General features: G+C 45.5%; 21 protein-coding genes. All 21 read left to right on the top strand.

The genetic code is table 11. The features are described from left to right. Positions 1-250: 250 nt before the first annotated feature. The 21 genes from MUG84_RS13635 to MUG84_RS13535 all read left to right on the top strand — a co-directional run bounded on the left by MUG84_RS13635 (position 251) and on the right by MUG84_RS13535 (position 26,273). Complete coding sequence (locus MUG84_RS13635; RefSeq protein ID WP_244725599.1) at positions 251-3,211, top strand: S-layer homology domain-containing protein; 2,961 nt, start codon at positions 251-253, stop codon at positions 3,209-3,211. Positions 3,212-3,294: 83 nt separating this feature from the next. Continuing rightward, positions 3,295-3,840 carry a hypothetical protein gene (locus MUG84_RS13630; RefSeq protein WP_244725598.1) on the top strand — a complete coding sequence of 182 codons (546 nt, stop codon included), beginning with the start codon at positions 3,295-3,297 and terminating at the stop codon, positions 3,838-3,840. A 122-nt stretch (positions 3,841-3,962) separates the two neighbouring features. Beyond that, positions 3,963-4,238 (top strand): alpha/beta-type small acid-soluble spore protein, encoded by a 276-nt coding sequence (locus tag MUG84_RS13625; protein ID WP_244725597.1) that lies wholly within the window; start codon positions 3,963-3,965, stop codon positions 4,236-4,238. 230 nt (positions 4,239-4,468) lie between these two features. Then, positions 4,469-5,671, top strand: a complete 1,203-nt coding sequence (gene metK, locus MUG84_RS13620; protein ID WP_244725596.1) for a methionine adenosyltransferase — start codon at positions 4,469-4,471, stop codon at positions 5,669-5,671. A gap of 210 nt (positions 5,672-5,881) precedes the next feature. Next, positions 5,882-9,889 carry an Ig-like domain-containing protein gene (locus MUG84_RS13615; protein ID WP_244725595.1) on the top strand — a complete coding sequence of 1,336 codons (4,008 nt, stop codon included), beginning with the start codon at positions 5,882-5,884 and terminating at the stop codon, positions 9,887-9,889. A gap of 296 nt (positions 9,890-10,185) precedes the next feature. Then, entirely contained in the window at positions 10,186-12,900 is a 2,715-nt protein-coding gene (locus MUG84_RS13610) for a stalk domain-containing protein (RefSeq protein WP_244725594.1), read from the top strand. Positions 12,901-12,992: 92 nt separating this feature from the next. Continuing rightward, the gene (locus tag MUG84_RS13605) at positions 12,993-14,147 is read left to right on the top strand and encodes a sensor histidine kinase (RefSeq protein ID WP_244725593.1); all 1,155 of its coding nucleotides are present in this window, start codon (positions 12,993-12,995) and stop codon (positions 14,145-14,147) included. 4 nt (positions 14,148-14,151) lie between these two features. Beyond that, entirely contained in the window at positions 14,152-14,874 is a 723-nt protein-coding gene (locus MUG84_RS13600; RefSeq protein ID WP_244725592.1) for a response regulator transcription factor, read from the top strand. A 166-nt stretch (positions 14,875-15,040) separates the two neighbouring features. Continuing rightward, positions 15,041-15,424 carry a hypothetical protein gene (locus MUG84_RS13595; protein ID WP_244725591.1) on the top strand — a complete coding sequence of 128 codons (384 nt, stop codon included), beginning with the start codon at positions 15,041-15,043 and terminating at the stop codon, positions 15,422-15,424. 373 nt (positions 15,425-15,797) lie between these two features. After that, positions 15,798-17,804, top strand: a complete 2,007-nt coding sequence (locus MUG84_RS13590) for an ATP-dependent helicase ComFA (protein WP_244725590.1) — start codon at positions 15,798-15,800, stop codon at positions 17,802-17,804. Positions 17,805-17,964: 160 nt separating this feature from the next. Beyond that, on the top strand, positions 17,965-18,822 hold the full coding sequence (locus tag MUG84_RS13585) for a ComFC family protein (protein WP_244725589.1): 858 nt from the start codon (positions 17,965-17,967) through the stop codon (positions 18,820-18,822). A gap of 218 nt (positions 18,823-19,040) precedes the next feature. Beyond that, on the top strand, positions 19,041-19,448 hold the full coding sequence (locus MUG84_RS13580) for a TIGR03826 family flagellar region protein (protein ID WP_244725588.1): 408 nt from the start codon (positions 19,041-19,043) through the stop codon (positions 19,446-19,448). A gap of 187 nt (positions 19,449-19,635) precedes the next feature. Then, entirely contained in the window at positions 19,636-19,932 is a 297-nt protein-coding gene (gene flgM, locus MUG84_RS13575) for a flagellar biosynthesis anti-sigma factor FlgM (protein WP_244725587.1), read from the top strand. After that, on the top strand, positions 19,929-20,432 hold the full coding sequence (locus MUG84_RS13570) for a flagellar protein FlgN (protein WP_244725586.1): 504 nt from the start codon (positions 19,929-19,931) through the stop codon (positions 20,430-20,432). Before flgM ends, MUG84_RS13570 begins: the two co-directional genes overlap by 4 nt. A gap of 26 nt (positions 20,433-20,458) precedes the next feature. After that, entirely contained in the window at positions 20,459-22,018 is a 1,560-nt protein-coding gene (gene flgK / locus MUG84_RS13565; protein ID WP_244725585.1) for a flagellar hook-associated protein FlgK, read from the top strand. Between the two features lie 16 nt (positions 22,019-22,034). After that, positions 22,035-22,931 carry a flagellar hook-associated protein FlgL gene (gene flgL / locus MUG84_RS13560; RefSeq protein WP_244725584.1) on the top strand — a complete coding sequence of 299 codons (897 nt, stop codon included), beginning with the start codon at positions 22,035-22,037 and terminating at the stop codon, positions 22,929-22,931. 30 nt (positions 22,932-22,961) lie between these two features. Continuing rightward, the gene (locus MUG84_RS13555) at positions 22,962-23,522 is read left to right on the top strand and encodes a DUF6470 family protein (protein ID WP_244725583.1); all 561 of its coding nucleotides are present in this window, start codon (positions 22,962-22,964) and stop codon (positions 23,520-23,522) included. A 50-nt stretch (positions 23,523-23,572) separates the two neighbouring features. Continuing rightward, entirely contained in the window at positions 23,573-23,995 is a 423-nt protein-coding gene (gene fliW, locus MUG84_RS13550; protein WP_244725582.1) for a flagellar assembly protein FliW, read from the top strand. Continuing rightward, entirely contained in the window at positions 23,996-24,217 is a 222-nt protein-coding gene (gene csrA, locus MUG84_RS13545; RefSeq protein WP_244725581.1) for a carbon storage regulator CsrA, read from the top strand. It begins immediately after the preceding gene. 117 nt (positions 24,218-24,334) lie between these two features. Beyond that, on the top strand, positions 24,335-25,141 hold the full coding sequence (locus MUG84_RS13540) for a flagellin N-terminal helical domain-containing protein (protein ID WP_244725580.1): 807 nt from the start codon (positions 24,335-24,337) through the stop codon (positions 25,139-25,141). A 67-nt stretch (positions 25,142-25,208) separates the two neighbouring features. Then, a complete protein-coding gene (locus MUG84_RS13535; RefSeq protein WP_244725579.1) occupies positions 25,209-26,273 on the top strand; it encodes a tetratricopeptide repeat-containing glycosyltransferase family 2 protein in 1,065 nt (354 codons plus the stop codon). Positions 26,274-26,277 lie beyond the last annotated feature (4 nt).

Below are 26,277 nucleotides of genomic sequence, written 5' to 3'. Positions count from 1 at the left end.
TTTTGGAAATGCAGCGTCTAAGATGTAGAGTCAATTACGATGGGTGTTCCAACTATGTCCTATGGAAGAAAAATATCTATATTATAGAAAAATGTTCTTTACGGCATCTTGACCCCATTGTATAATACTTAGGTAGGATTAGGAATCTACTCTTTTTTTGTCGTATTCAAAGTTTACCAGTTTCTGTGATTTCGTCACAGACATCATTTATATGAAACCTGCTCAACTCGGGAAAGGGGGTGCACGACAAATGAGTAACACGAGCTACCAAATTAAAGAAAACTCTAATGTGATGAAAGTTCAAGGAGGAGAACAAAAGGTTATGAAGAAAATTTTATCAGTAGCACTGTCTACAGCTATGGCATTCTCTATGTTTGCATCTGTAGCATTCGGTGATTCCGCAGTATCTGTACAAGACAAATATGATTCCCTGAAAGCTAAAGGAATCTTCACGGGCTATCCAGACGGATCCGCTCACCTTGAGAAAGACATGACTCGCGCTGAGTTCGCGAAAGTAGTTACTAAGCTTCTTGGTCTGAAAGAAGTAACTGGCACATTGTCTTACAAAGACAAAGGTTACGACGCTAAGAACTGGGCTGTTCCTTACATCGAAGCAGTAACTGCTGCTGGTATCATGGAAGGTCAAGACAAAGAAAAGAAAATCTTCAACTACAACGGTAAAGTAACTGTTCAAGAAATGGCTACTGTACTGACTCGTGCGTTGAAACTTGAAATCCCTGCTAACCCAGACAACAGCGCATCTGCATGGGCTAAAGGTTATGTTCAAGCAGCAATCGACAAAGGTCTGATCTCTAAAGACGCTAACTTCCAAGCTAACGCTACTCGTTCCCAGCTGGTTGAAGCTGCTTACGCAATCGACCAAGCTCAAAACCCTGCTGTAGCTTCTTACAAAGTTGCTGACAACGGTAAAGATGTTGAGTTCACACTTAACACTGGCGAAGTTGTTAAAGTAACTTTGGATAAAGCTCTTGAGCCTAACAAAGAAACAGAAGTTAAATTCAAAAACGCTGCTGGCCAAGAAATCACTACTAAAGTGACTTGGGCTGTAACTGCAGCAACTAAAGTACAATCTGCTTCTGCTTCGAACTACAAAGAACTGGTAGTTAAGTTCGACGGAGAAGTTGACGCTAAAACTGCTGAAAATGTAGATAACTACAAAGTTACTGGTGTAAGCTTCGAGTCCGCAACTTTGTCTTCTGACAAAACTTCCGTAACACTTTTGGTTAAAGACGGAAGCGGAACTTTGCCAAAACAAAAAGATACTAAACTTGAAGTTAAAGGTGTTAAGAACTCCACTGGTTCTAAAACCTTTAATGAAACTGTAACTTTCAGAGCAGTTGATACTGCGCTTCCTGAAATCAAAGAAGCTAAAGCATTGGGAACAAAAGCTTTCAAAGTTGAGTTCTCTGAGCCAGTAACTTCTGCAACTGCTACAAATATCTCGAACTACAAAGTTGATGGAAAAGCAATTTCCGGTTATGTGCAATTCACTAGCCCTAACATTGCATTCATCACTACAAATCTTTCTGTAGGCGAACATACTTTGACAGTGTCTGGCGTTGAAGATTTTGCTGGATTCAAAGTAAGCCCTGCTGATACAAAATTCACAGTAGCTGAAGATACAGCAGCTCCTGAAATTGTATCCGTGAAAACTTCTGACTTGAATAAAGTAGTGGTTGAGTTCAACGAGCCAGTTAAATCTGTCGACAAAGCTTACCACACTACTTCCAGCAAAACTGCAGACAAGATTGAAATTAAAGATAACAAAGTAACATTGTCTTTCACAGGTGACAACAAAGTGTTGAGCCTTGGTGAAACTACAGTTTACCTGCAAGGCGTTAAAGACTGGAGCGACAACTCTGCAAACCGTGAGGCAAAAGTAACTCCACAATTGGATACTGAGCGTCCGACTGCAACGAGTGTAACTTCTGAAGTTTATCAGGATTCTACGAAGTTCACTATCGACTTCTCTAAAGATGTGAGAGCTGAAGATATCACTAACGCTGACAACTTTGTGCTGAAAAACTCCAAAGGTGAAGTAGTTGTTGGAAAAGGCTTCAACACAAAAGGTCACCCAGTTAAAGCTCCTTACTACGAAGTGAAGAACGGAAATGTTAACAAGAGCCGTGTTATTATCGATTCCGTAGGTAAATTGGATGCAGGTAAATACACACTGGAAATTTCCGGTATCCGCGATACTGCTTATATCGGCAACACTATGCTTCCACAATCCTTCGAAGTTGACGTAACTAACACTTCCGAGCTGAAAGTCAACGGAGTATGGGCTGATGTGACTAGCGATGCAGACGATGCTTATATTGATGTAACATTCAACAAAGAACTTGCACTCGATGGTGCTGGTAAAGCTGACGACATCAACAAATATAGCTATGTTGTAGGAACTACTTATAAGCCATTCCCTGCTAAATCGACAACAATTTCGCTCAGAGATGCGAAAACAGTTCGTATCACGGTTGCGAAGAAAGACATCAACACAGCTGAACTGTTGAATTCCGAGCTTCGCGTAACGAACGTTGCTGATAAAGATGGTAACTTCATTACAGCGTCTCAAACTAAAGTCAATGATCAAGCTACTGCTACTATTGGCATCAACAGCGTAAAAGCTACTGCTCTGAATAAAGTAGTAGTTGAATTTGACGGCATCGTTTCTTATGTTAACCAAAACGACTTCAAATTTAATGGTTCTACAGCAGTAGCTAGTGCGCCTCAATATGATGGCAACACAACTACAGTGACTTTCACTTTGAGTAAAGACTTGGACCCACAAGCACTTGGTAATTTCGAAACTGTTGAACAGCCAACATCTTCCGATGCTTACGGTCACAAAGTTGCTAAAACTCCAAGCACGGGCATCAAGGACGGAATCGCTCCTAAAGCTGTAAAAGCTACAACTGCAGTTGGAGCCACTTATGTAGATATTACATTCAACGAAGAAGTTTCTGTATACTACACTCCAGGATCTTTCAAAGTGTATGTTAACGGAAATGGTGCTGATGTTAAGGGAGCAACAACTCTTGCAGATAAACACGTAATCAGAGTTGAGCTTGATAAAGCAGTCCCAACTGATGCTTACTCCGTTCAAGTATCTGCTACAAACAGCGGAAACAACATTCAAGACAAAGATGGTAACAATGCTGAAGCGATCGATCTTACTGCATTCTCGAAGTAATTTTTAAGTGATTTCATTCCGGAGCTGCTCGAAATATCGAGCAGCTCTTTGATTTTATATAACAATTATATTTGGAGGTCACGATGAAAAAAGTTGTTAAGCTATCGGCTACTGTCGGTATTTTGGCTGCAGGCATCGCCCTAGGCTCCATCTTCAACATCACAGCCCAAGGAGCCGGTGCAACCGGACAAGCTGGCACAGCAGATGACCCAGTTGTAACCAAAAGCTACGTGGATCAACAAATTCAAAAGGCACTAGGCGGTGGCGTAACCACTCCCCCAACAACGCCTACAAATCCAACGACTCCACCACCAACATCCAATCCGTCAGACAATAAGGAAACCGCAGCTGTGGATAACACCGTGTCTGTAGTTACCCTGAAACCGGGTGAGAAATTGATCGCCAATGCAGGAACTGAATTCATCATCCGCAGCGGCAAGGGTGTTATCTATAGCCGGGATGCGAATGGTGTGGCGGACTTGACCGATGGTAAAGACATCGGCAACGGACAACCTGTTGGGAATAACCATTTATTATCTTTTCCAAGAGATGGCCGCGGTATTATGGTACAAGAAGGCAATACATACAATTTGATTGTCATGGTGCGCGGTGGGTACTCAATTCAATAATGTAAAATAAATTCGGTATAATAAGCTTATTTTTGCCATAAGTAACAATGATTTATACGTCTAGGGCAAAAATAATTACAAATACTACTCTTGCAGTACCAATACGCAGGAGGTGTATTGAAATGGCTAGGAATAATAATCGGAAAGTTGTCCCTGAATCGCGAAATATGCTGAATCAAATGAAAAATGAAATCGCTGCTGAGTTTGGTCTTGGGGCATCATATGGCTCATCCAATGCTTTTGCGGATACGGAATTTGGTTCGGAATTAGGTGAAATGAGCAGTTCATCCGCTAATGGAGGGGCATACGCCGGGAATCTGACTTCCAGAGAAAACGGCTCTGTTGGCGGTGAAATGACCAAGCGTCTGGTCCGTCAGGCTCAGCAAACTTTGTTATAGCGTCATCATCATTCTCCTTTCGTTGACACAGGTTGACAAATACGTTAATATGTCCATTGAGGTTTGTCATGCAGCCTTTTCCTACTTGGGAAAAGGTTCATTTTTTATGTAGGACAACTTTACGCCGTTGCTAAGATTATTCTATAATCGCAAGGGAAAACTACAGCTCCATGTGGGGCGATCAACTGTTAAAGCTTTTCTCATTATTATCCTTATAGGAGGTTGATACTATGTCTGTAAAAGGACGTCATCTGTTTACATCAGAGTCCGTTACGGAAGGACATCCGGACAAGATTTGCGACCAAATCTCCGATGCGGTACTTGACGCTTTTCTGGAGAATGATCCGAATGCCCGTGTGGCCTGCGAGGTTTCAGTTGCGACTGGACTTGTGCTTGTCATCGGCGAAATCAGCACAAAATCCGAGTATGTTGATATCCCAGCTATTGTTAGAAATACGGTGAAGGAAATCGGGTATACTCGTGCTAAGTATGGCTTTGACTCGAATACAATGGCTGTTCTGACATCGCTGAACGAACAGTCTGCAGATATCGCACAAGGTGTAAATGCCGCACTCGAAAACCGCGACCCTGCCCAAATGGACAAGGAAACGGAAAATATCGGTGCAGGCGACCAAGGCTTGATGTTTGGTTTTGCAACCAACGAAACGCCTGAGCTTATGCCTCTTCCAATTGCACTCTCTCACCGGATTGCACGCCGTTTGTCTGAAGTTCGTAAGGATGGTACCTTGGAATACCTCCGTCCAGACGGTAAAACCCAGGTTACAATTGAGTATCTCGACGGCAAGCCGGTACGTGTGGATACGATCGTTGTATCTACACAGCACTCTGAGGATGTAACTTTGGAGCAAATCCAAGCTGACATCAAAGAACAAGTAATTCTTCCTGTCGTTCCAAAAGAATTGCTGGATGGGGAAACTAAGTACTACATCAACCCAACCGGACGTTTTGTTATCGGCGGACCTCAAGGTGACGCTGGTCTGACAGGACGTAAAATTATCGTAGACACCTACGGTGGTTACGCTCGTCACGGCGGTGGTGCATTCTCCGGTAAGGATCCTACGAAAGTGGACCGTTCCGCAGCTTATGCAGCACGCTATGTAGCGAAAAACCTCGTAGCTGCTGGTCTCGCAGACAAATGCGAAATCCAGCTTGCATACGCGATCGGTGTTGCTACGCCGGTATCGATCAACGTGGATACGTATGGTACAGGCAAAGTTAGTGATGAGAAGCTCGTAGAGCTGATCCGCAGCAACTTTGATCTTCGTCCTGCAGGCATCATCCGCATGCTGGATCTGCGTCGTCCGATTTACAAGCAAACCGCAGCTTACGGTCACTTTGGCCGTACCGATGTGGATCTGCCTTGGGAACGCGTGGATAAAGCGGAAGAGCTTAAGGCTCAAGCGGGTCTGTAAGACGCTTTTTCCTAATTGAATAAATGATCAAACCTCAGTTTGGCTTTGCGCCGGGCTGAGGTTTTTTGTGCTTCTGCGATCTTTACCTGGGCAATCTCTTCTAAACTTCATCCATCGTTTTACCGAAATAGAAGTATAAGTGTGTGTTTTGTGCTGGGTTCATGAAACATATGAGGAGAACACCAGGCCCGGGAAAGGAAGGATGAATCAATGAAAAAAAGGCTGTCATTCTTATTGGCCTTGATTATGATGATCGAAGTAATATGGGGGAGCTTGGGAACAAGCATTACCGCAGTACATGCGGCACCCTCGACACCATCGGCACCCAGCTTGGAACCGGCTATATCCGTATCTGCGAATTCATGCAGCGGCGATGGCAGCGTAGGTCGGACACCGGTCATTAGCTTGGATTTCTATCAGCCAATGCAGCTGATCAGTTCAGGACAACTGGGGGGTTATCTGGATGATGTAACTGATTCAAATCATAGTATGGGTCCATTGACAATACAAGCAGATGCGAATCAGCCAGGTCATTACGTGATCCAGTTCAGCAGCCAAAATCCGCTGCAATATAATCACGAGTACAAGGTGAGAGTGGAAGCTGGATTATTCCAGACGCTGGACGTTAATCCGACTCCTTCGGCAGCAGTAGAGTCTTCTTTTAAAACTATTGCTAAAGGTTTGCAATCATATGTACCAGCTGTGAATGCTTCCGGCATCAATCCGAATGGTCTGAATCTTAAAATGACATTCAATGAAGAGATGACTACAGATGCAGGTTCGATTCAAATCGTTCAGCAATCCAATGGATCAGAAATCGAGAAAATTTCAGCAAGTAGCAGTCAAGTAAGCATCAGTGGATGTGAGGCCAATATAACTTTAAGCAAAACACTCGCGCGGGATACGACCTATGCCGTAAAGGTAGATTCTAACGCTTTTAAATCCAAGACGGGAGTTCCGTTTGAAGGAATTAGCAGCAATGAATGGTATTTTACGACGCAATGGAACACGACTATACAGAGTACATACCCGCAAAAAAATGACATCAATGTCTCGACGGGTACAAAATTTACGTTGAATTATAATCATCCAGTGAATGCCGGAAGTGGCTTGATTGAGCTTCGCCGCGCAGACGGCTCATTGGTGAAATCTTTTGCAGCTAATAATACCTCTTTCGTATCCGTGAACGGTTCACAGATTACCATCAATCTGAGCAGCGGCTATTTGTCCAGCAATACAGGGTATTATGTGACCGTGGCGAATGATGCTTTTACCGATACGCAGGGTAATCCTGTACCGGGAATTACAACATCGTCGGGCTGGAATTTTACAACGGCAGTGGACAGCTCCTCTCAGTTGACGATTACGGGATTTAGTCCGGCTAATCAGTCTACTGGTGTGGCTATCGACAGTGATCTATACATCACTTTTAACCGCGAAGTCTATCAGGGAACGGGGGAAGTATCTGTCCGCAAAGCCGGCAGCAGCTCCAAGGTACCGGTTACTGTCAGTGTAAGCGGACGAGAAGTGAGAATTCGTTTGCAGCCCGGCTATACCTATGACTATGATTCTACCTATTATGTAACGATTGAAAGAAATGCATTTTACGATGCACAAAACTATAACAACCAATATGCCGGCATGACATCAAGCTGGGTTTTCCAGACACCCGTGTCGGACAAGCAGCCGCCTGTGCTGCAAAGCAGCGACATGTACAGCAATACGACCATCCGTCTGACGTACAATAAACAGCTGTATTCCGATTCATGGCTGTCGACAAGCGCCTTCAGTGTAACTGTCAATGATGAATCCCGCCGGATCAGCTACGTATACACATCCGGTGACAGCGTGTATATCGTTCTGGAAACGGGGATCGCTGTTGGGCAAGTCGTCAAGGTCAGCTATAAAGGTGGTTCGAACCCGATTCGCGATTTGTATCGCAACCAGGCAGCAACCTTTTCCCAGCGTGAGGTCGTAAATGGCATTGATACCGCACTTCCGCTGCCTAAGGACGGTTATGTATCCGGCAAAACGCTCAAATTAAATTTTGGCCAGTCCTTAAAAACGCCATCTGTTTATGCCTACGAGCAGTTTAAAGTCACAGGAGATGGCAGCAGCATTAAAGTGAACGGAATTAGCCAGAGCGGAAACACACTGACTCTGACGCTCGACAGCACGCCTGAAAATGGCCAGATCGTTAGAGTCAGCTACACGCCGGGAGCTTATCCAATTCAGGATAACCGGGGCATGAATGTTGCTGCATTTACAGACTTTTTGGTCCGCAACTATTTGGACAGCAAGCCGCCCGTATTCCAGAATGCGGAGGGGGCAGATTCCAAAGTTGTTTTGAACTACAATGAGCTGCTCAGCACAAGCAACGTACCGATGAAGAGCCAATTTTCAGTTCTTGTGAACGATAAGGCCAACTTCGTCAATAAAGTGGAAATCAAGGATAATCAGGTGATTCTGACATTGGCCACGGCCTTGCCGAAAGATGCGAAGGTCACGGTCTCCTATGTGCCTGGAACGTCCCGCCTGACAGATTTGAACGGGAACTCGGCCGATTATATCAATTTGCAGCCGGTGACCGTAACCGGGTATACGCTCGGAGGCGATATCAAGTCTGCCGTTATTCAAGGGGATATGATTCAAGTCGTGTTCAACAAGGCGATGCTCTCGCAATCTTCTCTCGTGACGAGTCAATTCCAAGTTATGGTGGATGGCGTGATCAGAGGTCTCTCGCAGGCGTCGATCAGTGGAAGCACCTTGACTATTAAACTATCTAGTCCGGTAGCGATCGGGCAAAAGGTTGTGCTCTCGTATATTCCGGGGGCAACGCCGCTGAAAGATACATCGGGCAACAGATTATTGTATTTTAATAATATTTCGGTCACGAATACGAGCACAGGCAGCGGCAACAGTACTTCCGACCCAAGTCTTCCTGCGGATCTGACCCGTATGGATGCCAAGGAATTCGGCAAGGATATGCTGGCCATGGGAGTCCAGTCTGTAACCGTATCCGATGTCCAATCCCGCAACGGGCAATATATTAAGCAGTACACGGTTGATGGCGACAAGTTGAAGAAGGTATTTGAATACATCGGCAGCAAAAATGAAGCCAGCCATACCGTTGTTATCGATGCTGCTTCAGGACTCAGTTCTGCATCTGTCAGCATACCGCTGAGTGCTCTGGAATATGCCTACAACAACGACCGGAGCGCCTCTATTGCCGTTAGGGCTGGGGATGCTGTCTATTTGCTGCCGCTGAATCAGGTGGATTTTACGGCAATCGCACGCAGTCTGAATTCTACAACGTCATCCGTTACACTGAACATTACCGTGGAAAAGCTTGCGGATCGCACCGCTTCGGACTTATTGAGTTTGCTGAACGGCGGTTCGACTCAAAAGGTTACCGACCCCGTTGATTTCCATGTCTCTGCCAGATCGTCCTCCTCTCAGGAAGTCACCGTTCTTCTGAAAGGGGAATATCTGATTCGTACGAATACGACGCTTCAGGACAACCGTTCAGGACTTGTTCGTGTGGACGATGCAGCAGGGAAGCTGACCTTTGTACCAGCGGTTATTGATACACTCAGTACCCGTAAGGTTTTTCATGCCAAGGTGAAAGGGAACTATACGGTTATGGGAGTGACCAATTACAAATATTTTGCTGACGTAGGCAATCACTGGGCCAAGGATTCCATTAGCGTCCTTTCCTCCAAGTTCATTATCGATGCAAGACAGGGCAATTCGTTTGAGCCGGGCAAAAATATTACAAGAGCCGAGTTCGCCGAGTATGTGGCTCGTGGTTTGGGTCTCGAGGGAGATCCAAAGACCGCGGAGCGTTTCTATGATGTAACGAACTCACCGAAGAGCGCTTTTATCGGTGCTGCAGCCAAAGCCGGCATCATTACGGGGTACACGGATGGCTCTTTTAAACCGAACAATCCGATTACACGTGAACAGATGGCGATTATGATGACGCGCGCAATGAATTATGCGGGGTATAATTCGACGCTGAATTATTCACCAGCCACCTATCTGAAAAATTTTAAAGACTACAAGTCCATTCAGTCGCCGGAATCAGCTGCGCGGATGGTTAAAGAAGGCATCATCCAAGGGGTAACCCCAACCACCTTCCAGCCAAAAGGCTATTCGACCCGGGCGCAAGCGACTGTCATGCTGGAACGTCTTCTGAAGAAAATAGGATATCTATGATAATATAGGCTCTTCTCTCATTCATTGGATGAGGGAGGGGCTTTTTTATGTCCAATCTATGGTAATCGTTAAAAAAAGCAGTGTTTGCCGTAACTTTTCAGGCTTAAATTAGTCTATTAAGTGTATGGAAGTTACAAGTTAGTAACCTCTTAGCATCGCTATTGGATGGAAAATGTCGTATTTGAGGGTTGATCGAAGGAACTTTTTTACAAGTCATAACGTCAGTAGATTTGTAGGTTTGTTCAAATCAATGGGGAAAGAACGTGTTTTAAAACAGATGGGAGAGTAGCGTTTTCATGAAATGGAATAACAAGCTGGATGAGAATAAAAACCGGCTAAGCACAGGTAAAAAATGGATGGTCGTATCTCTGGCAGGTTTGCTCTTTATCGCGCCAGTGGTAGGCAGCGGAATTCCGCTGAACGGGCATTCGATTTCATCGGTCGCCAGCGCGGCAGCGGCGTCATCGGTTACGAAGCTGAGTGAAGAACCGATCACTTCGGGTGCGATGTTAACGAAATACAAATATACGACAACGCGTTCCGGCAAACAGGCAACCGCGCTTGCAGATGTGATCCGGGTAGATCTACAGAACCCGTATGTGAAGATGGACGTGATGAACGGTCAGGACGGTCAGTTTACGACCAAGCAAAGCACAGGCGGCATGGCGAAGGAGACCGGCGCAGTTGCAGCGGTCAACGGGGATTATTTTAATACGAGCGCTGATGGTGCACCTATCGGGGGACAAGTGACGGATGGCCAGCTGTTATCCACGCCATCCGATATCAAAGGCATGTACTCTTTCGCGGTAACAGAAGGTGGTAAGCCAATTATTGATGAGTTTGCCTTTGACGGCACAGTGACGGCTCAGGACGGTGCTTCCTTCCCGCTTGCAGGGATCAACAAGACCTCTTACAATCCGGAAAGCAGCGGCTCCTCGTACAGCCATGTGAACGCCATGTACATGTACACCAGCGCATGGAAATCGACGACGCGCCCGAAAGACAGCTCTACAACACCAACCGAAGTCTTGGTGCAGAATGGCGTTATCACGCAAATTTCGGATCTGGGCGGTTTTAAGGATATGACGGTGCCGAAGGACGGTTATATTTTGCGGACACACGGCGCAGCAGCGGATTTTGTTAATAATCATCTGGCTGTAGGTCAAACCATCCAAACCAATTATATGCTCAACTCCAAAACGATGGGGCAATCTGTAGACCCTTCTGATTTGCAGATGATGATTGGAGGACATACCATTCTGGTGAATAACGGACAAGCTGCGGCCTACTCCCGTGACGTGTCCAGCATCGGCGGGTACCGCGCCAGAACGGCTCTAGGTTATTCCAAGGATCAGCGTTATGCATACATTATCGCCGCCCAGAAGAATGACGAGAGCTCGGGCATGTCGCTTGGCGAATTGCAATCCTTCATGGTGAATATCGGGGTATGGAAAGGCCTTAATCTTGACGGAGGCGGTTCTACAACGATGGTCAGCCGTCCACTGGGAGAAGAAGATACCGAACTTACGTTTGACACGGAATACGGCAAGGAGCAGCGCAGCGTTGTAAATGGCCTCGGTGTATATACAAGCGCTCCCAAAGGGGAGCTGAAGGGTCTGAAAATCAGCGGCAGTGAGAACCTTCTGATCGGCCAGCAGGCTTCGTTCCAATTGAAAGGCTACGATACCTATTACAATCCGGTTGACACATCTAGCCTCACCCCAACCTGGAAATCCAGCAATGGAAATGTGAAGGTTAGCGGACAGACCATCACGGGTGTGACACCAGGGACAAGCAAGATTACCGCCGTCAGCGGAAAAACCAGCACAAGCATGGATGTGAAGGTGCTCGGAGCCGATGATCTGAATGCGCTGAGTGTGGCAACAACCACTGCGCCGCTTCAAGCAGGTACGACGGTATCTGTACCGGTTACCGCCACCACCAAGGATGGTCAGCAAATCAGTGTGCCTGACAGTGCCTTGAAGTGGGAATTCATTGGCTTTAGTGGCAGTGTGCAAAATGGCAAGCTGACGGTGAAGTCGGTGAATCCGAATGCCAAGGTGGGCTATGCGATTGCACGCTATAACGGCTTCAGCACAGCGGTCGTGTTGTCAGCTGCCGGTGAAGATATGTGGGAGAACTTCGAAAATGTCAGCTACCCGGTGCAGTTTACGAGCAACAGCTCCCAGGTGAGCGGTACTGCAGCTATTACCCAGGGCAGCGGCGATCATGCCAATTCCAAAGTGCTCCAGATGACGTATGATATGACTGCGGGAACAGGCAAAATGTACGCTTACGCAGAGCTTAACGGCCAGGCCGGCAAAACCATTGCTGCACCTGCTACCTCGATGTCGATTGATGTGATGGGAGATCACAGCTTGAACTGGGCTCGTGCCGAGCTTAAGGACAATAACGGCAAAACGGTGTATGTGGATCTGGCTAAAACGATCGATTGGGACGGCTGGAAAACAATTAATGTTGATTTGAGTGACAAAGGCATAGCATTCCCGGCACAGCTCAAGCGTGTATACGTTGTGAATGTTGAAGAAGGCCAGGATGAGCGTGCCAAGACAGGCCAAGTTGCTTTTGACAACATCAAGTTCACGATGCCTTCCGAGTCCAGTGAAGCGGGACTGCCAACAGGCAAGGTCATCATGACGATAGGCCAAAAGTCCTTCACAGCGAACGGACAGAAGAAATCGATGGAAACCGCACCGGTGATTAAGGGCGACAGTACCTATATTCCTATAAAATATGTGCTGGATACCTTTGGTGGTCAAGCTTCCTGGGACCCAGCCAATCAGAGAATTACCATTAAACGCGGTGGGAAAGTCATGGATTTGAAGGTTGGAAGTAAGGATTATATCCTGAACGGCAAGCGCAAAGGTGCAGATGTTGCGCCTTATATCAGCCAAGGTCGTACTTTAGTCCCGCTTCGGCTCGTTTCAGAGCAATTAGGATTAAATGTAAAATGGGAACAAAACACGAAGACCGTCACTATCGAATCATGATATGGTATGATATGTATAGAATTGATCTCGAAAATTCGGATGACAGCTCATTCTATATAGAACTGTAGTGGTACGAAATGGAGTAGAAGTGCGTGGATTTTCAAGCCGATGCGATAGACCGCGTCATTAAGAACGCCATCCAGGTGGTGGAGAACAGCAAATATCAGATGTTTGAGATTCTAGAGGCGGCCCGTGACGAACTTGCCACTTTGAATCAGGAACTGCAGTTTGTGATGAAGGAAACGATCGAAACGCTGCAAAAGGTGGATCAGCTAGAGCTGAACTACCGGCGTTCGCGCGTCCGGCTGACGGAAGTCAGCCGGGACTTCGTCCGTTACAAGGAGGATGACATCAGGCAGGCGTATGAGAAAGCTACGCAGCTTCAGCTTGATGTTATGATTTATCGTGAGAAGGAAATGTATCTCAAGGCCAGACGCGATGAATTGCAAAAGAGAGTCCGAAATGTTGAGAACTCTGTTGAACGTGCTGAATCCATCGGATCACAAATGGGTGTGGTGCTGGAGTACTTGTCAGGCGAACTGGGACAGGTGACACGGATTATCGAAACGGCTAAGAACCGCCAGCTAATCGGTCTGAAGATCATACTGGCTCAGGAAGAGGAACGTAAACGCATTGCCCGAGAAATCCATGATGGTCCTGCACAGCTGCTTGCCAATCTGGTCCTCCGCACGGAAATTGTGGAAAGAATGGTGGTAAAGCAGGAATTTAAGATGGTGCAGGACGAAATAGTAGATTTGAAGGGACAAGTGCGCTCCAGCCTAGAAGAAATGCGGAAGGTTATCTTTAACCTAAGGCCTATGGCTCTCGATGATTTGGGACTGATCCCGACGATGCGGAAATATGTGCATGATTTTGAGGAGAAGACCAAAATCCGTACGATTTTCGAAACACGTGGGAAAGAACACCGACTCTCTTCCGCGATGGAAGCAGCCATATACCGTTTGGTGCAGGAAGCGCTTAGCAACGCTGCCAAGCATGCCTACCCGACCTATGTGGTAGTCGAAATTACATACCAGGCCCAGATGGTGAAAATTGTTGTTCAGGACAACGGCCTGGGCTTTAATGTCGAGCTTCTGGAACAGAAATCGAAAGATCATTTCGGACTGATCGGCATGCGTGAGAGGGTAGAGCTTCTCGAAGGAAGAATGGAAATTGAATCCGCAGAGAACCAAGGTACAAAGATCGTAATCCATATCCCAACGAACGTTGAGAAGGGAAAGGAGTAACAGGATGGAAAACAGAGATTCTAACATAACAACCATTAAAGTCCTCTTGGCTGACGATCATCAATTGTTTCGCGAGGGTCTGAAGCGCATTTTGAATATGGAGGATGACATTGAAGTCATCGGCGAATGTGGGGACGGTATTCAGGTATTGGAATTTTGTAACGATATAAAGCCGGACATCGTGCTGATGGATATTAATATGCCTGTCGAGAACGGTGTAGAAGCAACCGAGAAGCTACGTGAGCTTTTCCCGGATGTGAAGGTCATTATTTTATCCATCCATGATGATGAGAGCTACGTATTCGAAACGCTGCGCAAAGGAGCGAACGGATACCTGCTGAAGGATATGGAAGCAGAGTCGCTGATCAATGCGATCCGCTCGGTGCAGGAGGGCTATGCCTTTATTCATCCGAAGGTAACAGGCAAGCTGATCCAACAGCTGCGCCGCATGACCTTCCTTAATGAAACAGGTGCAATGACGGAGAGCGGCGTGAAGGAAGCAGGCGTCAAATTTGTAGCGGGCGACAACAATCCGTTAACCCGCCGCGAAGCGGAAGTACTGCGTTTGATGGCTGAAGGCAAGAGCAACAAAATGATCGGCGAGTATCTCTTTATCAGTGAGAAAACAGTCAAGAACCATGTCAGCAGCATTCTGCAAAAAATGGAGGTTGACGACCGTACGCAGGCGGTAATCAACTCAATTAAATATGGATGGGTAACCCTCTAATTCCTGTCAATTGGAATTTCGGGTTTTCCTGCAAATGATTGTGAAAAATACCACTGGATAGGCGATGGCCGTGACCCCTGAAAAGGGTGTGGGCAGAATATACGCTTACATTCACCGACCTGACTTTACCGGCATATAGTGTTGGTATACAGGGAGGTGAGTCTGCATGTTGACCCCGCTAATGTGGATTCTGACAGTGTACGCACTTGCTGCTGTTGCGGTTCATGTCTATCATGCCTGGCAAAGGCGCAAGGATACACACCTGCTTCACTATATTCTGGTGACTTCCAATCATGAGCGTCAGATCGAATGGTATATTCGGGCATTTGGTTTGTATGCTTTGATTACAGGCAAAAGACTTCGGCTAACCGTGCTCGACTTCCATTCAAGTGATGACACACTTGTCATTATCGAGCGGCTTGAGGGCATCGCCGGTGTTGAGGTTTCCGTATCGAATGATTTTTCGATGTTGAACCATGCCGGAGAACCAGATGCCACAATCATTGATTTACGAAATCCGCATGAAGCGGCGCATATTCCTTATGTATAGGATGAAGCCCGCGGCTGGCAGCGGTATATTAAGAAATACAAGGTGAAGCACACTTCTGAACGGGCAACCGTGGGGTGTGCTTTTTTGTCGTTTGTTATTCAACTCGGGTAGCGGGACAGAGAGTCGAAATTTAGAATGATAATTCAACTCAAAGGGGATTTACCCACAGGTAGAAATCGTGAAATTGGGAAAAAGAATGGCTTAAATGCAAAATCATCCTTAGTAGCTGTGAAAAATGGGGATGAATCTGTGGGTTTGTGGATGGATATTTTTCATGTTAGGAAGAAATATGCGGTCAAGAGGGGTTTCTGTGGATAAGTATTGAGATGGTGTAACACCCCTTATTTTTGGACCGAAAAGGAGGTTAAAGCTGGTGCGGGTAGCGGTTTATGCCGTATGGAACGGGAGAGTTTGGGCGATTAGGCGGTCGCTGGATATGAGAGTGGACGTGCTGTGGTGGAACCGGAATAAGGACAAGCTCGGTAAAACTGCAAAGTTGGTGTTTCTGTCCGAAGCAATGGCATACAGTCTTGCGGTTGAAGTAGAGCAAGAGTTTGAGGAGCAGCCGGGGATGGAAAGCTGGGACTTAGGAAAGTGGAGTACTTTCGTTCATGAAATGCTTTGGGATGTGAAAAGAGAGAGTCAGGGAGGGTGGATTTGGGATCTGCATGAGGCAGCTCCGGAAGCCGTACAACGGCTGCTTGCAGAGCCGGCGGGAGCAGGCCGGATGGAAGCGGCACTCCATACGGCAGGCGTAATGGAGGAGCTGGGCGGTCAAGCTGCGCTGCTCAGTAAGCTGCTGCATGGGCGCTCGCTGCTCGCAGCAGAGGTCGAATCGCTGCTGCAGGATGCGGCGCCCGGGCTCGCGGGCGCCTGGTTCAGCGCCGTGCAGCTGGCCAGCCTGCAGGGCCGGCTGGCGCTTGACGCGGGCGTGGCGGCAGATGCCCGCCCGCGACGCCCAGGACGCGGCCCGCTTCGCTTGGGCCGCGACAGGCTCCCCCGCTGCCGGCGCTGCGGCAGCGAAGCCACGGGCGCCGCGCCATGCGCCGCGTGCGGCCGCGCGGACTGCGCCTACTGCGAGGCATGCCTCGCTCTTGGGCGCAGTCGCGCCTGTTCGCTGCTGCTTCGCTCAGCAGCGGGAGGGGCCTCGGCCGTACGTGCCGCGGCCGAGCAGTCCACCGCCGCGGTGCGCGGGCGGTGGGGGCTTAGCGCAGCGCAGGGCGATGCCGCCTGCGCTGCGCTGGGTTTCCTGGCGGAGCCGCCCCGTAAGGGCTCCGCCGAGAGGAGCGGCCGCGCGTGGTGGCCGCTCTCTGCCCCCGCCGGGCTGGCGGTGCCCGGCGGCAAGCCCTGTGCGCCACCCGCTGGGAGCTACGCACAGGGCGAAATCGCGCCCTCCCGCTTCCTTCTCTGGGCCGTGACGGGCGCGGGCAAGACCGAGATGATCTTCCCGCTGCTCAGCTCGATCCTCGAACAAGGTGGCCGCGTGCTGGTGGCCACACCCCGCAGGGATGTGGTGCTGGAGCTGGCACCCCGGCTTGCGAAGGCCTTTGAGGGAACCCGTATGGTCACGTTGTATGGTGGCAGTACGGAGCGGTGGCAACCTGGGGATCTTACGCTGGCGACAACGCATCAGCTGATGCGGTTTTACCGAGCGTTTGATCTGGTCATTATCGATGAGCTGGATGCCTTTCCTTATCATAATGATCCCATGTTGGCCTTTGCCGCGCAGAATGCCTGTAAGCCGGATGGAAAGTTCGTTTACCTATCAGCCACACCGCCGCGGCCGCTGCAGAAAGAGGCCGCACGCGGGACGCTGCACCATGCCAAGGTGCCGGTCCGCTTTCACGGCCATCCGCTACCGGTGCCGAAGCGGATTACAATGAAAAGCATCGAGCAGTGCCTGCGTCAGCCACATCTGTTAAAGAAACTAACGGAAGCCCTCCGGGAATCCCTGGAACGTGACGCCCAGGTCTTTCTGTTTGTATCGCGCATTCGTCATATTGACCCGCTCGTGCGGATCCTGGGCCGCATTTTGGCTGGGTATTGTGTCGAAGGGACTTCTTCTGAGGATCCGCAGCGTGCAGCCAAAGTAACAAGATTCCGTGGGCGGGAGATCCGTCTTCTGGTGACCACAACCATTTTGGAGCGGGGCGTGACCGTTCCGCGCAGCGATGTTTTTATTGCAGATGCAGACAGTGGCCTTTTTGACGAAGCTTCACTGGTTCAAATGGCCGGTCGTGCAGGACGCTCATCGGAGGATCCAGCAGGGAAGGTGATTTTTGCTTCGCCTGAGTGGACCCATTCACAGAAAAGAGCGGTAAAGCAGATTACCAGCATGAACCTGATTGCACGCAAGAACGGATATTTGAAAGAGTCGTAGATTTCTTTTTAAGATGTACGTCGATAGACGTTTCTTAACTAGACTCATTACTTATCATTGAATCAGCTCTGGTCGGGTTCTTAAGCGGTGTAGTTTAAATGTTGTGGGCGGCTGGCTTTATTGTATAAGTCATATCATCAACTGTTCGGAGGATAATCTTGTGAACTCTATATACACCTCAATCACTCAATTTATTCGTGGTCTGCTGGCTCCTCCAGGAGACATCTGCCTGACCTGCGGCAGTCCAAGCCGATTGACGCGTGAATGGCCCGGTATCTGCGAGCGATGCGCTTTAGCTATTCCCTGGATTGATAGGCCGCGTTGTCCCTACTGCGGGAGAGCTTCCGGTTGTCCGGATTGTCTGCGGAAGGAGGCGCAGCATCGTGCTTTTGTGCTGAACCGAAGCGCTGTGCAGTACAATGACGTCATGAGAGAGTGGCTGGCTCAGTACAAGTATAGAGGGCACGAGAAATACGCGCCTTTATTGATTAAGATGTTAAGCAGGGCGCTATATCGGATGCAGAAGGAAATTTCTTTTCAGCTCAAAGATCAGGTAGGCGGAAGTAGCAGAGAATGGAGGCCGGATCTCGTGACCTTTGTCCCTGTCAGTACGGAGCGCCTCACGGAACGCGGCTTTAATCAGGCGCAGGTGCTGGCTGCAGGAGTAGGGAGCATACATAAGCTGCCCGTGGTGCCTTTGCTTGTCCGGAGCGAGCATACAGGCAAACAAAGTTTTAAGACAAGACAGGAGCGAATTGATTCCATGAGGCATGTTTTTGATATCGATCAGGAAAGCTTTAGATATTTACAACATATCGGTATTGAAAAGCTTGTCTCTCAGACCAAATCTAATGAGAATTCCACTCGAACAATAGAGCCTCTCCGTGTCCTGCTGATCGACGATATTTACACAACAGGCAGTACGATTCAGGCCTGCGCGGCTATAGTAAAATGGGCATTGCAGTACTATTTGGATGTCCCCTCAGAAGTCTATAGTCTGACATGGGCACGTTCGTAAACGACAAAAATGGCTAAAAGCAACCTGATTTCGTGAAAAAGGATGGACGAGGGAACCGTGAATCATGTAAGCTATAGGGTAAGGATGGTACATAATCTTGTACATAATCTTGTACATATTATTCCAATTTTATCATTGGCAGGCTTGGATGCTTTTCGTATAGAATCCATCATATGTTCTGCCTGGCATTGTTCGTAAAGATATAAGGAGGCGTAATCGTGAATCTGGCAAACTGTCCTCGCTGCGGCAGATTATTTGCGGCTAATTTTAAAGACATGTGCCCAAACTGCATCAAGGATATTGAGCACGAATATGAGAAATGTGTTCAGTACCTGCGTGAGGAGAAGGGCGCAACGATTCAGGAGCTTTCGGATGCAACCGAAGTTTCCATTAAGCAGATCACCCGTTTTGTTCGTGAAGGGCGGATTTCGGTGATGAATGCACCGAACTTGATGTATCCCTGCGAGGTATGCGGGAGCATGATCCGTGATGGCCATATGTGTGACTCCTGCCGCTCACGTCTGACTAAAGAACTGAATCAGGCGATCCATGAGGAATCGAATAAGGATGTAGGGACTAAAAGGCAGGGCGATGGAACCTATCGCGCAATCGATAAATACCATTAATAACAGACTACCGCACTAAAAAAAGTTGAAACTATAAATAATGTCTCATTTATGACCGATAAACTTAGTAAAGATTTATCGGTTTTTTACGTTATTCTGGCGTATAATACCCGCCCGGATGCCACTTTCGACTGATGCGAAAAATAGCCTGAAGGCGTCCTTATATATTTGAAAGAAGGTGGAAGATATGAAAATTAATGATACCGGACGAGTTGGTGGAGTTAACCCTTATCAGCGGAATATGGAGACTCAGCGGCAGGAAGCGAGAAAGATGGAGCGCCGCAAGGATGAAGTATCCATTTCCTCGGAGGCGATTGAAATGCTGGAGGCTCAGGAGCGCAGCGCCGACCCTGAAAGAGTACAACGGATTCAAGACCTCAAACAGCAGGTATCCTCCGGCACCTATCATGTAGAAGCAGGGAAAATTGCCGAGAAGCTTATGCCCTACTTTAAATCTTACAGTAAATCAGGTGACGACGAGTGAGTAGTGTTACGAATATTATTTCAGAGCTCGAGTCCTTGAACAAGATATATGAGGAACTGCTTAGCACAGCGCAGAGTAAGAAAGTAGCTATTATCAATAACGACATCACGGAATTGACTCAATTGATGACACGTGAGAATCGCTTGCTAAAACAGACTGAACATATTGAAGAACTCCGTAAGGAATCGTTGATGGCTCTATTAGAAGAGAAGGGGATCAGAACAAAATTAAATTTGAATATTTCCGAGGTTTCCCGCCTTGTCTTCGATCCCAAGGAAAGAAAAGACTTATTAGAAATTAGAGATACATTAGTTAGGAATACGCAGCAACTTAAAAAGGAAAATGAAATCATTCATCAGCTCATTGAACAATCCATGCAGTTTATTGACTTCTCTTTAAATATTCTGGTGGATACGGAAGACGAATTAATTTACCAAAATCCTGCGCAACATTCTTCCCAGTTTAAAAAAAGTAATCAATTCTTTGATACTAAAGCTTGAATTTATTGAGATTGTGAGGGGATAAGATGACATCTACGTTCCATGGTATTGAGACTTCCAAACGAAGCTTGTTTACTCAAATGGCAGCGATGAACACGACAGGTCATAATATAGCAAATGCAAGCACTCAAGGTTATTCACGTCAGGTCGTTGGTATGTCTGCTACAAGACCGCTCGAATATCCTGGACTCTACAAATCCACAGCTCCTGGGCAGTTGGGGACAGGCGTTGAGGTAAGTTATATTAAGAGAATTCGTGATTCTTTTGTGGATGATCAGTTTTGGGATACGAATCGTTCGCTTGGGGAATGGGAGATCCAAGCCGATACCCTAACTAAATTAGAAAAAGTGTTTAATGAACCTTCCAATTCAGGGCTAACAACAGTAATAGATAATTTTTGGAAGTCTTGGTCTGAACTCAGCAAAGATCCAGAGAATGTGACTGCTAGAAAAATAGTGAAAGAAAATGCGTTGGCAATGGTCGATGCCTTTAATGAATTAAGTAAAAAATTAAATGATATGCAGGATGATTTATCTAATAGCGTTTCCGTAACTGCTCAAAAAATCAATACATTAACCAAGCAGGTTGCTGACCTCAATAGACAAATCTACAAAATTGAAGGAACCGGCGATAACGCGAATGATTTGAGAGACCAACGCGATGTCATTATCGATCAACTGTCCAAACTTGGTAATATATCAGTAGTTGAAGAAGATACAGGATATCGGGTGACCCTTGGTGGATTAGAATTAGTTAACGGAAACAACTCCGTAGATACAACGGCTGCAGATTGGGAATCCGCTTATGCTGGCAACACATTAACCAGCGGAGAAGTATTCGGGACGATTAAGTCTAGAGATGTAATTGTTAAAGATTATATTGACCAGCTCGATCAACTCGCCAATACGATTGTGAATGGTGATGTTGAGATTACGATTCCAGCAGGTTCCGTTTTACCTGAAGGTACTACTTTGAACGGCATTACTTATAGCGGAGCTAACAGAACCTTAACTCAAGATTTGACGACGACGGTAAAGGGAATTAATGGTTTGCATCAGTTGGGGTATGTGTTTGGTCCACCAGCAACCAAAGGAGTAGAATTCTTTACTTCTAGTAACGGACCTATTACAGCAGGGACAATTCAACTGAATTCCATCATTGATAAAGACCCTAATCAAATTGCATCCTCCCTACGTGTAATCACAGGTGCCTCGGGAGATGAGGCTGTTAAAGGCAATAATACTCTTGCGTTATTAATGTCGCAATTAAGAGATAAGACCTTTACGTTCAATCCGGTCGCTAGTAATAATGGCTTTACAAAGGGAACGCTAGATGATTATTATCGGTCTATAATGGGTCAATTAGGTGTTGAGAGCAGTGAAGCTCAAAGGCAGCAGACTAACAACCAACTGCTTGTGGACCAGGTCGATTCGAGAAGGCAGTCGGTCAGTGGTGTATCTATGGACGAAGAAATGGCTAACTTGATTAAATTCCAGCACGCCTACGGGGCTGCTTCACGTTTCATGACAACAATGGATCAAAATTTGGACAAAATTATCAACAGTATGGGCGTTGTGGGTAGATAAGAAGGGAGTGAGATAGATGGCATTAAGAGTTACACCGGGTATGATGAATTTGCAAATGATGAGAAATATTAACAATAACCTCATCAGGATGGATAAGAATCAAAATAATTTATCAACCGGTATGAAACTAAATAAGCCTTCAGATGATCCTGTTGGTATAACATATTCATTAAGATACCGCAGTGAACTATCTATAAACGATCAATATCAGAAGAATGCGGATGCTGCGACCTCGTGGCTCGAATATAATGATACTGTTATTGGTCAAATTAATGATGTTGGTCAACGAGCATATGAATTGGTTGTGCAGGGCACAAATGGAACTATCCCCCAGGAAGCTATGGATGCAATTACTATTGAATTAAAACAAATATATGAACAAATGGTTAATCTGGGTAATAGTAAATTTAATGATAAATATATTTTTAATGGACAATTTACGGACCAAGAACCATACAAGGCAGATATTGCAAGTACCCAGGAGACCGATACAGGAGAAATAATATATAAATTTACAGAAGGGGCATCCCTTTCGATAAATATTACTGGTCAGGATATTTTTGGTAAGCCGACTGACGCAGACAATTTATTTGGCATTATTACGCGAGTGGAGTCAGCCTTTAGCACTGGCAATCAGGCAGCAGCTTTAAATGAAATGGAATTATTAAAGAGCAGGCTCTCTAAAATAAATGAGGCCCGTTCAGAAATAGGTGCAAAGACGAATAGAGTTGAACTTATCAGCAGCCGAATGAGCGACCTTGAACTGAACTTGACTGAAATGCAGTCCAAAACAGAAGATGCTGATTATGCAGAGACGATTATGAAACTTAAACAAGATGAGAGTGTATATCAAGCATCCCTTGCAACAAGTGCGAAGATCATGCAGATTAGCTTACTAGATTACCTGAGATAATATAGGAATTTGTGATTGAGGGTGAACAAAATGAACCTCCAACGTTTATCCATTCGTCAGACGTATGCCAATATTGGGATGGAATCGGAAAGAGCTCAACTTATGATAGAGTCCCCTCCGGCAGAAATGGACATTGAGAGTTCTCCGTCGATGATGGATATTCAAAAGACCCCTTCCGAATTGTCAGTAGACAGTTCAAGGGCATGGATGGCGCTCGGGAAGGGGGATCATTTGGAGTGGCTGCATATGATTTCTTCTCAAATGCACCAGCAGTATCTTACAAATGTAGCCAATATAGTTGATGAAGGAAATAGGCTTGCCCAATTCACTAAACAAAAAATTGCAGATATGATAGTACAGAGAATACAAGAAAAATCTATAATTGAATATAATGGTGAAGCGTCTAGTAATAATGTTGATGTAAAATATAAGCCTGCAGAAACAAATATAAACTGGAATTCACCACAGATCAATATTACTTTCACCCCTAATCGCCCAAATGTTTCGTTTCAACCAGGAAGTATGAACATTTATTTGAAGAATAAAAATGATATTAAAATGTGGGTAAGTAATTATGATTTGTATGGTTAAAATAGGCTATGGCTGAAAAGCTGTAGTTTTTTTATTTAGGAGGGATTTGAATGCTGGGTCAATTAAATAACATGCTAATATCTTTTGAAGGAAGCATAATAGGATTTGAAGGATTAGACCAATTTTATTTAGAGGCAATCGAGGATACCCCATTTGCTTATTTAAAAAGCAAAGAGGACCCACAAATATCATTTTTGACAACAACACCTTTCCAATGGTATCCGGATTATTCCATTCACTTGAATAGTCCAATAAAAAAAAGATTGCGTCTGACTAAGCCAGAAGACACTCTTGTATTATGCATAGTAACCATCAAAGACTCCATACAGACCTCGACCTTAAACTTGCTAGCTCCATTGATCATTAATGTGGACCACTCTATTGGTATACAACATGTAATCCAAGAGAAGACTACCTATAAAACAAATAGTCTTATTATTGCGCGAAATTTGGAGGAGAAGGAGGGGGTATGAATGCTTGTACTAACAAGGAAGCAAGGGCAGTCTATATTAATTCATAAAGATATTGAAATTTACGTTTCCTCTATTGATGGCGATAGTGTCAAGATTGGAATTAGAGCACCAGAGGATGTTGTTATTTTACGGAAAGAACTGGTGGATGAAGTTCAGGCGAATAATGTTGAGGCCAGTCAATTTCAGCATAATCTCGAATTTATAAAAAAAATAAAAAAGTAAGATCAATATTTTAATTCAGGTATAAACTATGGTATTAGAAATCCGATATATATATTGTAGGCTATAAGCCTGCTTCACAAGGATGTGAAATATTTCAAACTCAAGGAGGAACAACAAATGATTATTAACCACAATATCAACGCAATGAATTCCCATCGTAACCTTGCTTTTAACAATGTTCAACAAGGTAAATCCAGTGAGAAACTGTCTTCTGGCTACCGTATCAACCGTGCCGCTGATGATGCTGCAGGTCTTTCGATCTCCGAGAAAATGCGCGCGCAGATTAAAGGTATGAACCAAGGTATGCGTAATGCTCAAGACGGAATTTCTATGGTACAAGCTGCTGAGGGAGCAATGAACGAAGTTTCTGATATGCTAACTCGTATGAAAGAATTAACAGTTCAGGCATCTAACGGTACTTACAATGCTACTGATATCGCTGCCATGGATGCAGAGTATCAAGCTTTGAACACAGCAATTACTGATATTGCAAAAAATACGCAGTTTAATGGAATCACTATCCTTGATGGATCTGCTAATACTTTGACGATCCAAACAGGAGGAAATGCAGCTGACCAAGTGGGAATCGACTTCTCCAAAGCTAATATCAGCACATTGACTTTCGGTGGCCTGACAGATAATGCATCAGGTGTTACTGAAGGCGGTGTTGTTGACAAGGCTATCGAAACAGTAAACGAAGCACGTTCTGCTCTGGGTGCTTACCAGAACCAATTGGAGCACGTTTACAATAACGTTAGCGTAAACTCTGAAAATCTTCAAGCTGCTGAGTCTCGTATTCGTGACACAGATATGGCTGCTGAGATGATGAGCTATACTAAATTCAATATTTTGCAGCAAGCTTCTACAGCTATGTTGGCTCAAGCTAACCAAGCGCCACAAGGCGTTCTGCAATTGCTGCGTTAATTATTTGGTTACAAAATTGGGCCCACATTTATTGTGGGCTCTTTTTTCATGAGGAGCTATTTACAATATGAAGATTAGCGTATGTATGATTGTTAAAAATGAGGCAGAACAGATCGCTAGAGCATTGGCCAGTGTGCCCCCTAGTTACGAATTAATTGTAGTAGATACCGGTTCAACGGATGAGACGGTCAAAATAGCGAGCGAGTATAAAGCAAAAGTTTATTATTTTGAATGGAATGACAGTTTCTCTGATGCTCGTAATTGGGCGATTGAAAAGGCTTCAGGGGATTACATACTATTTATTGATGCCGATGAGAAGTTATCACCAAATGTCGTAAGACAGATTGATGATTTTGTATCTAATTTCCCATCAGAAGCTGGTGCTGTCAAAATTTCAAATGTAATTAATGATGAAGTAAATATGAGTCGAATGATTCGTTTCTTCCCAAATAGACCAGAGTTTCGCTTTTATGGAGAGGTTCATGAGCACTTGAGGAAAAATAATCAAGAAATACAAATGATCAAGTGTGATATCGAAATAGAACACTTTGGATATAATCCAGAAACTTATTTAAAGATGGGGAAATTTAATCGTTACATCAAAATGTATAAGCGCATTATAGAGAAAGATCCTAACAACGGTTATATGCTCTATCAATTAGGGAAATTGTATTATTCAAATAAACAGTTTGAAAATGCTTATGAAGCCTTCGAAGAATGCTTATGTTTGGAACAGTTTGATCGGTTATACTTTGCCCCCATGCTTGTACAACTAGGGTATACACTTAAGGAACTGGGCAAGAGTCAACAAGCAATTGAACTATTAGAATTGTTTGTGCCGATGTATCCTAAATTCCCAGATCTTCCATTTGTCTTAGGCATATTAGCTATAGAATGTGGTAAATTTCAATTGATTGAGAAGTATTTTAAATTCGCGTTAGAAATTGGAGAAACGGATCATTACTCAACTTTAATCGGCAGCGGTAGTTATCGTGCTGCTCACAATCTGGGTGTTTACTATGAGGTTACGGGGAATCTCGTAGTCGCTAAAAAATATTACCAACTTGCAGCAGGACATGGATTCGGTCCATCAAATAATCGATTAACCGAACTCATAAATAATACTAAATAATATC

This window comes from Paenibacillus mangrovi, assembly GCF_022898935.1.
GTDB lineage: Bacteria > Bacillota > Bacilli > Paenibacillales > Paenibacillaceae > Paenibacillus_AQ > Paenibacillus_AQ mangrovi.
Note: the sequence above shows the minus strand (reverse complement) of the source record. Positions and strands in the feature narration are given on the sequence as shown.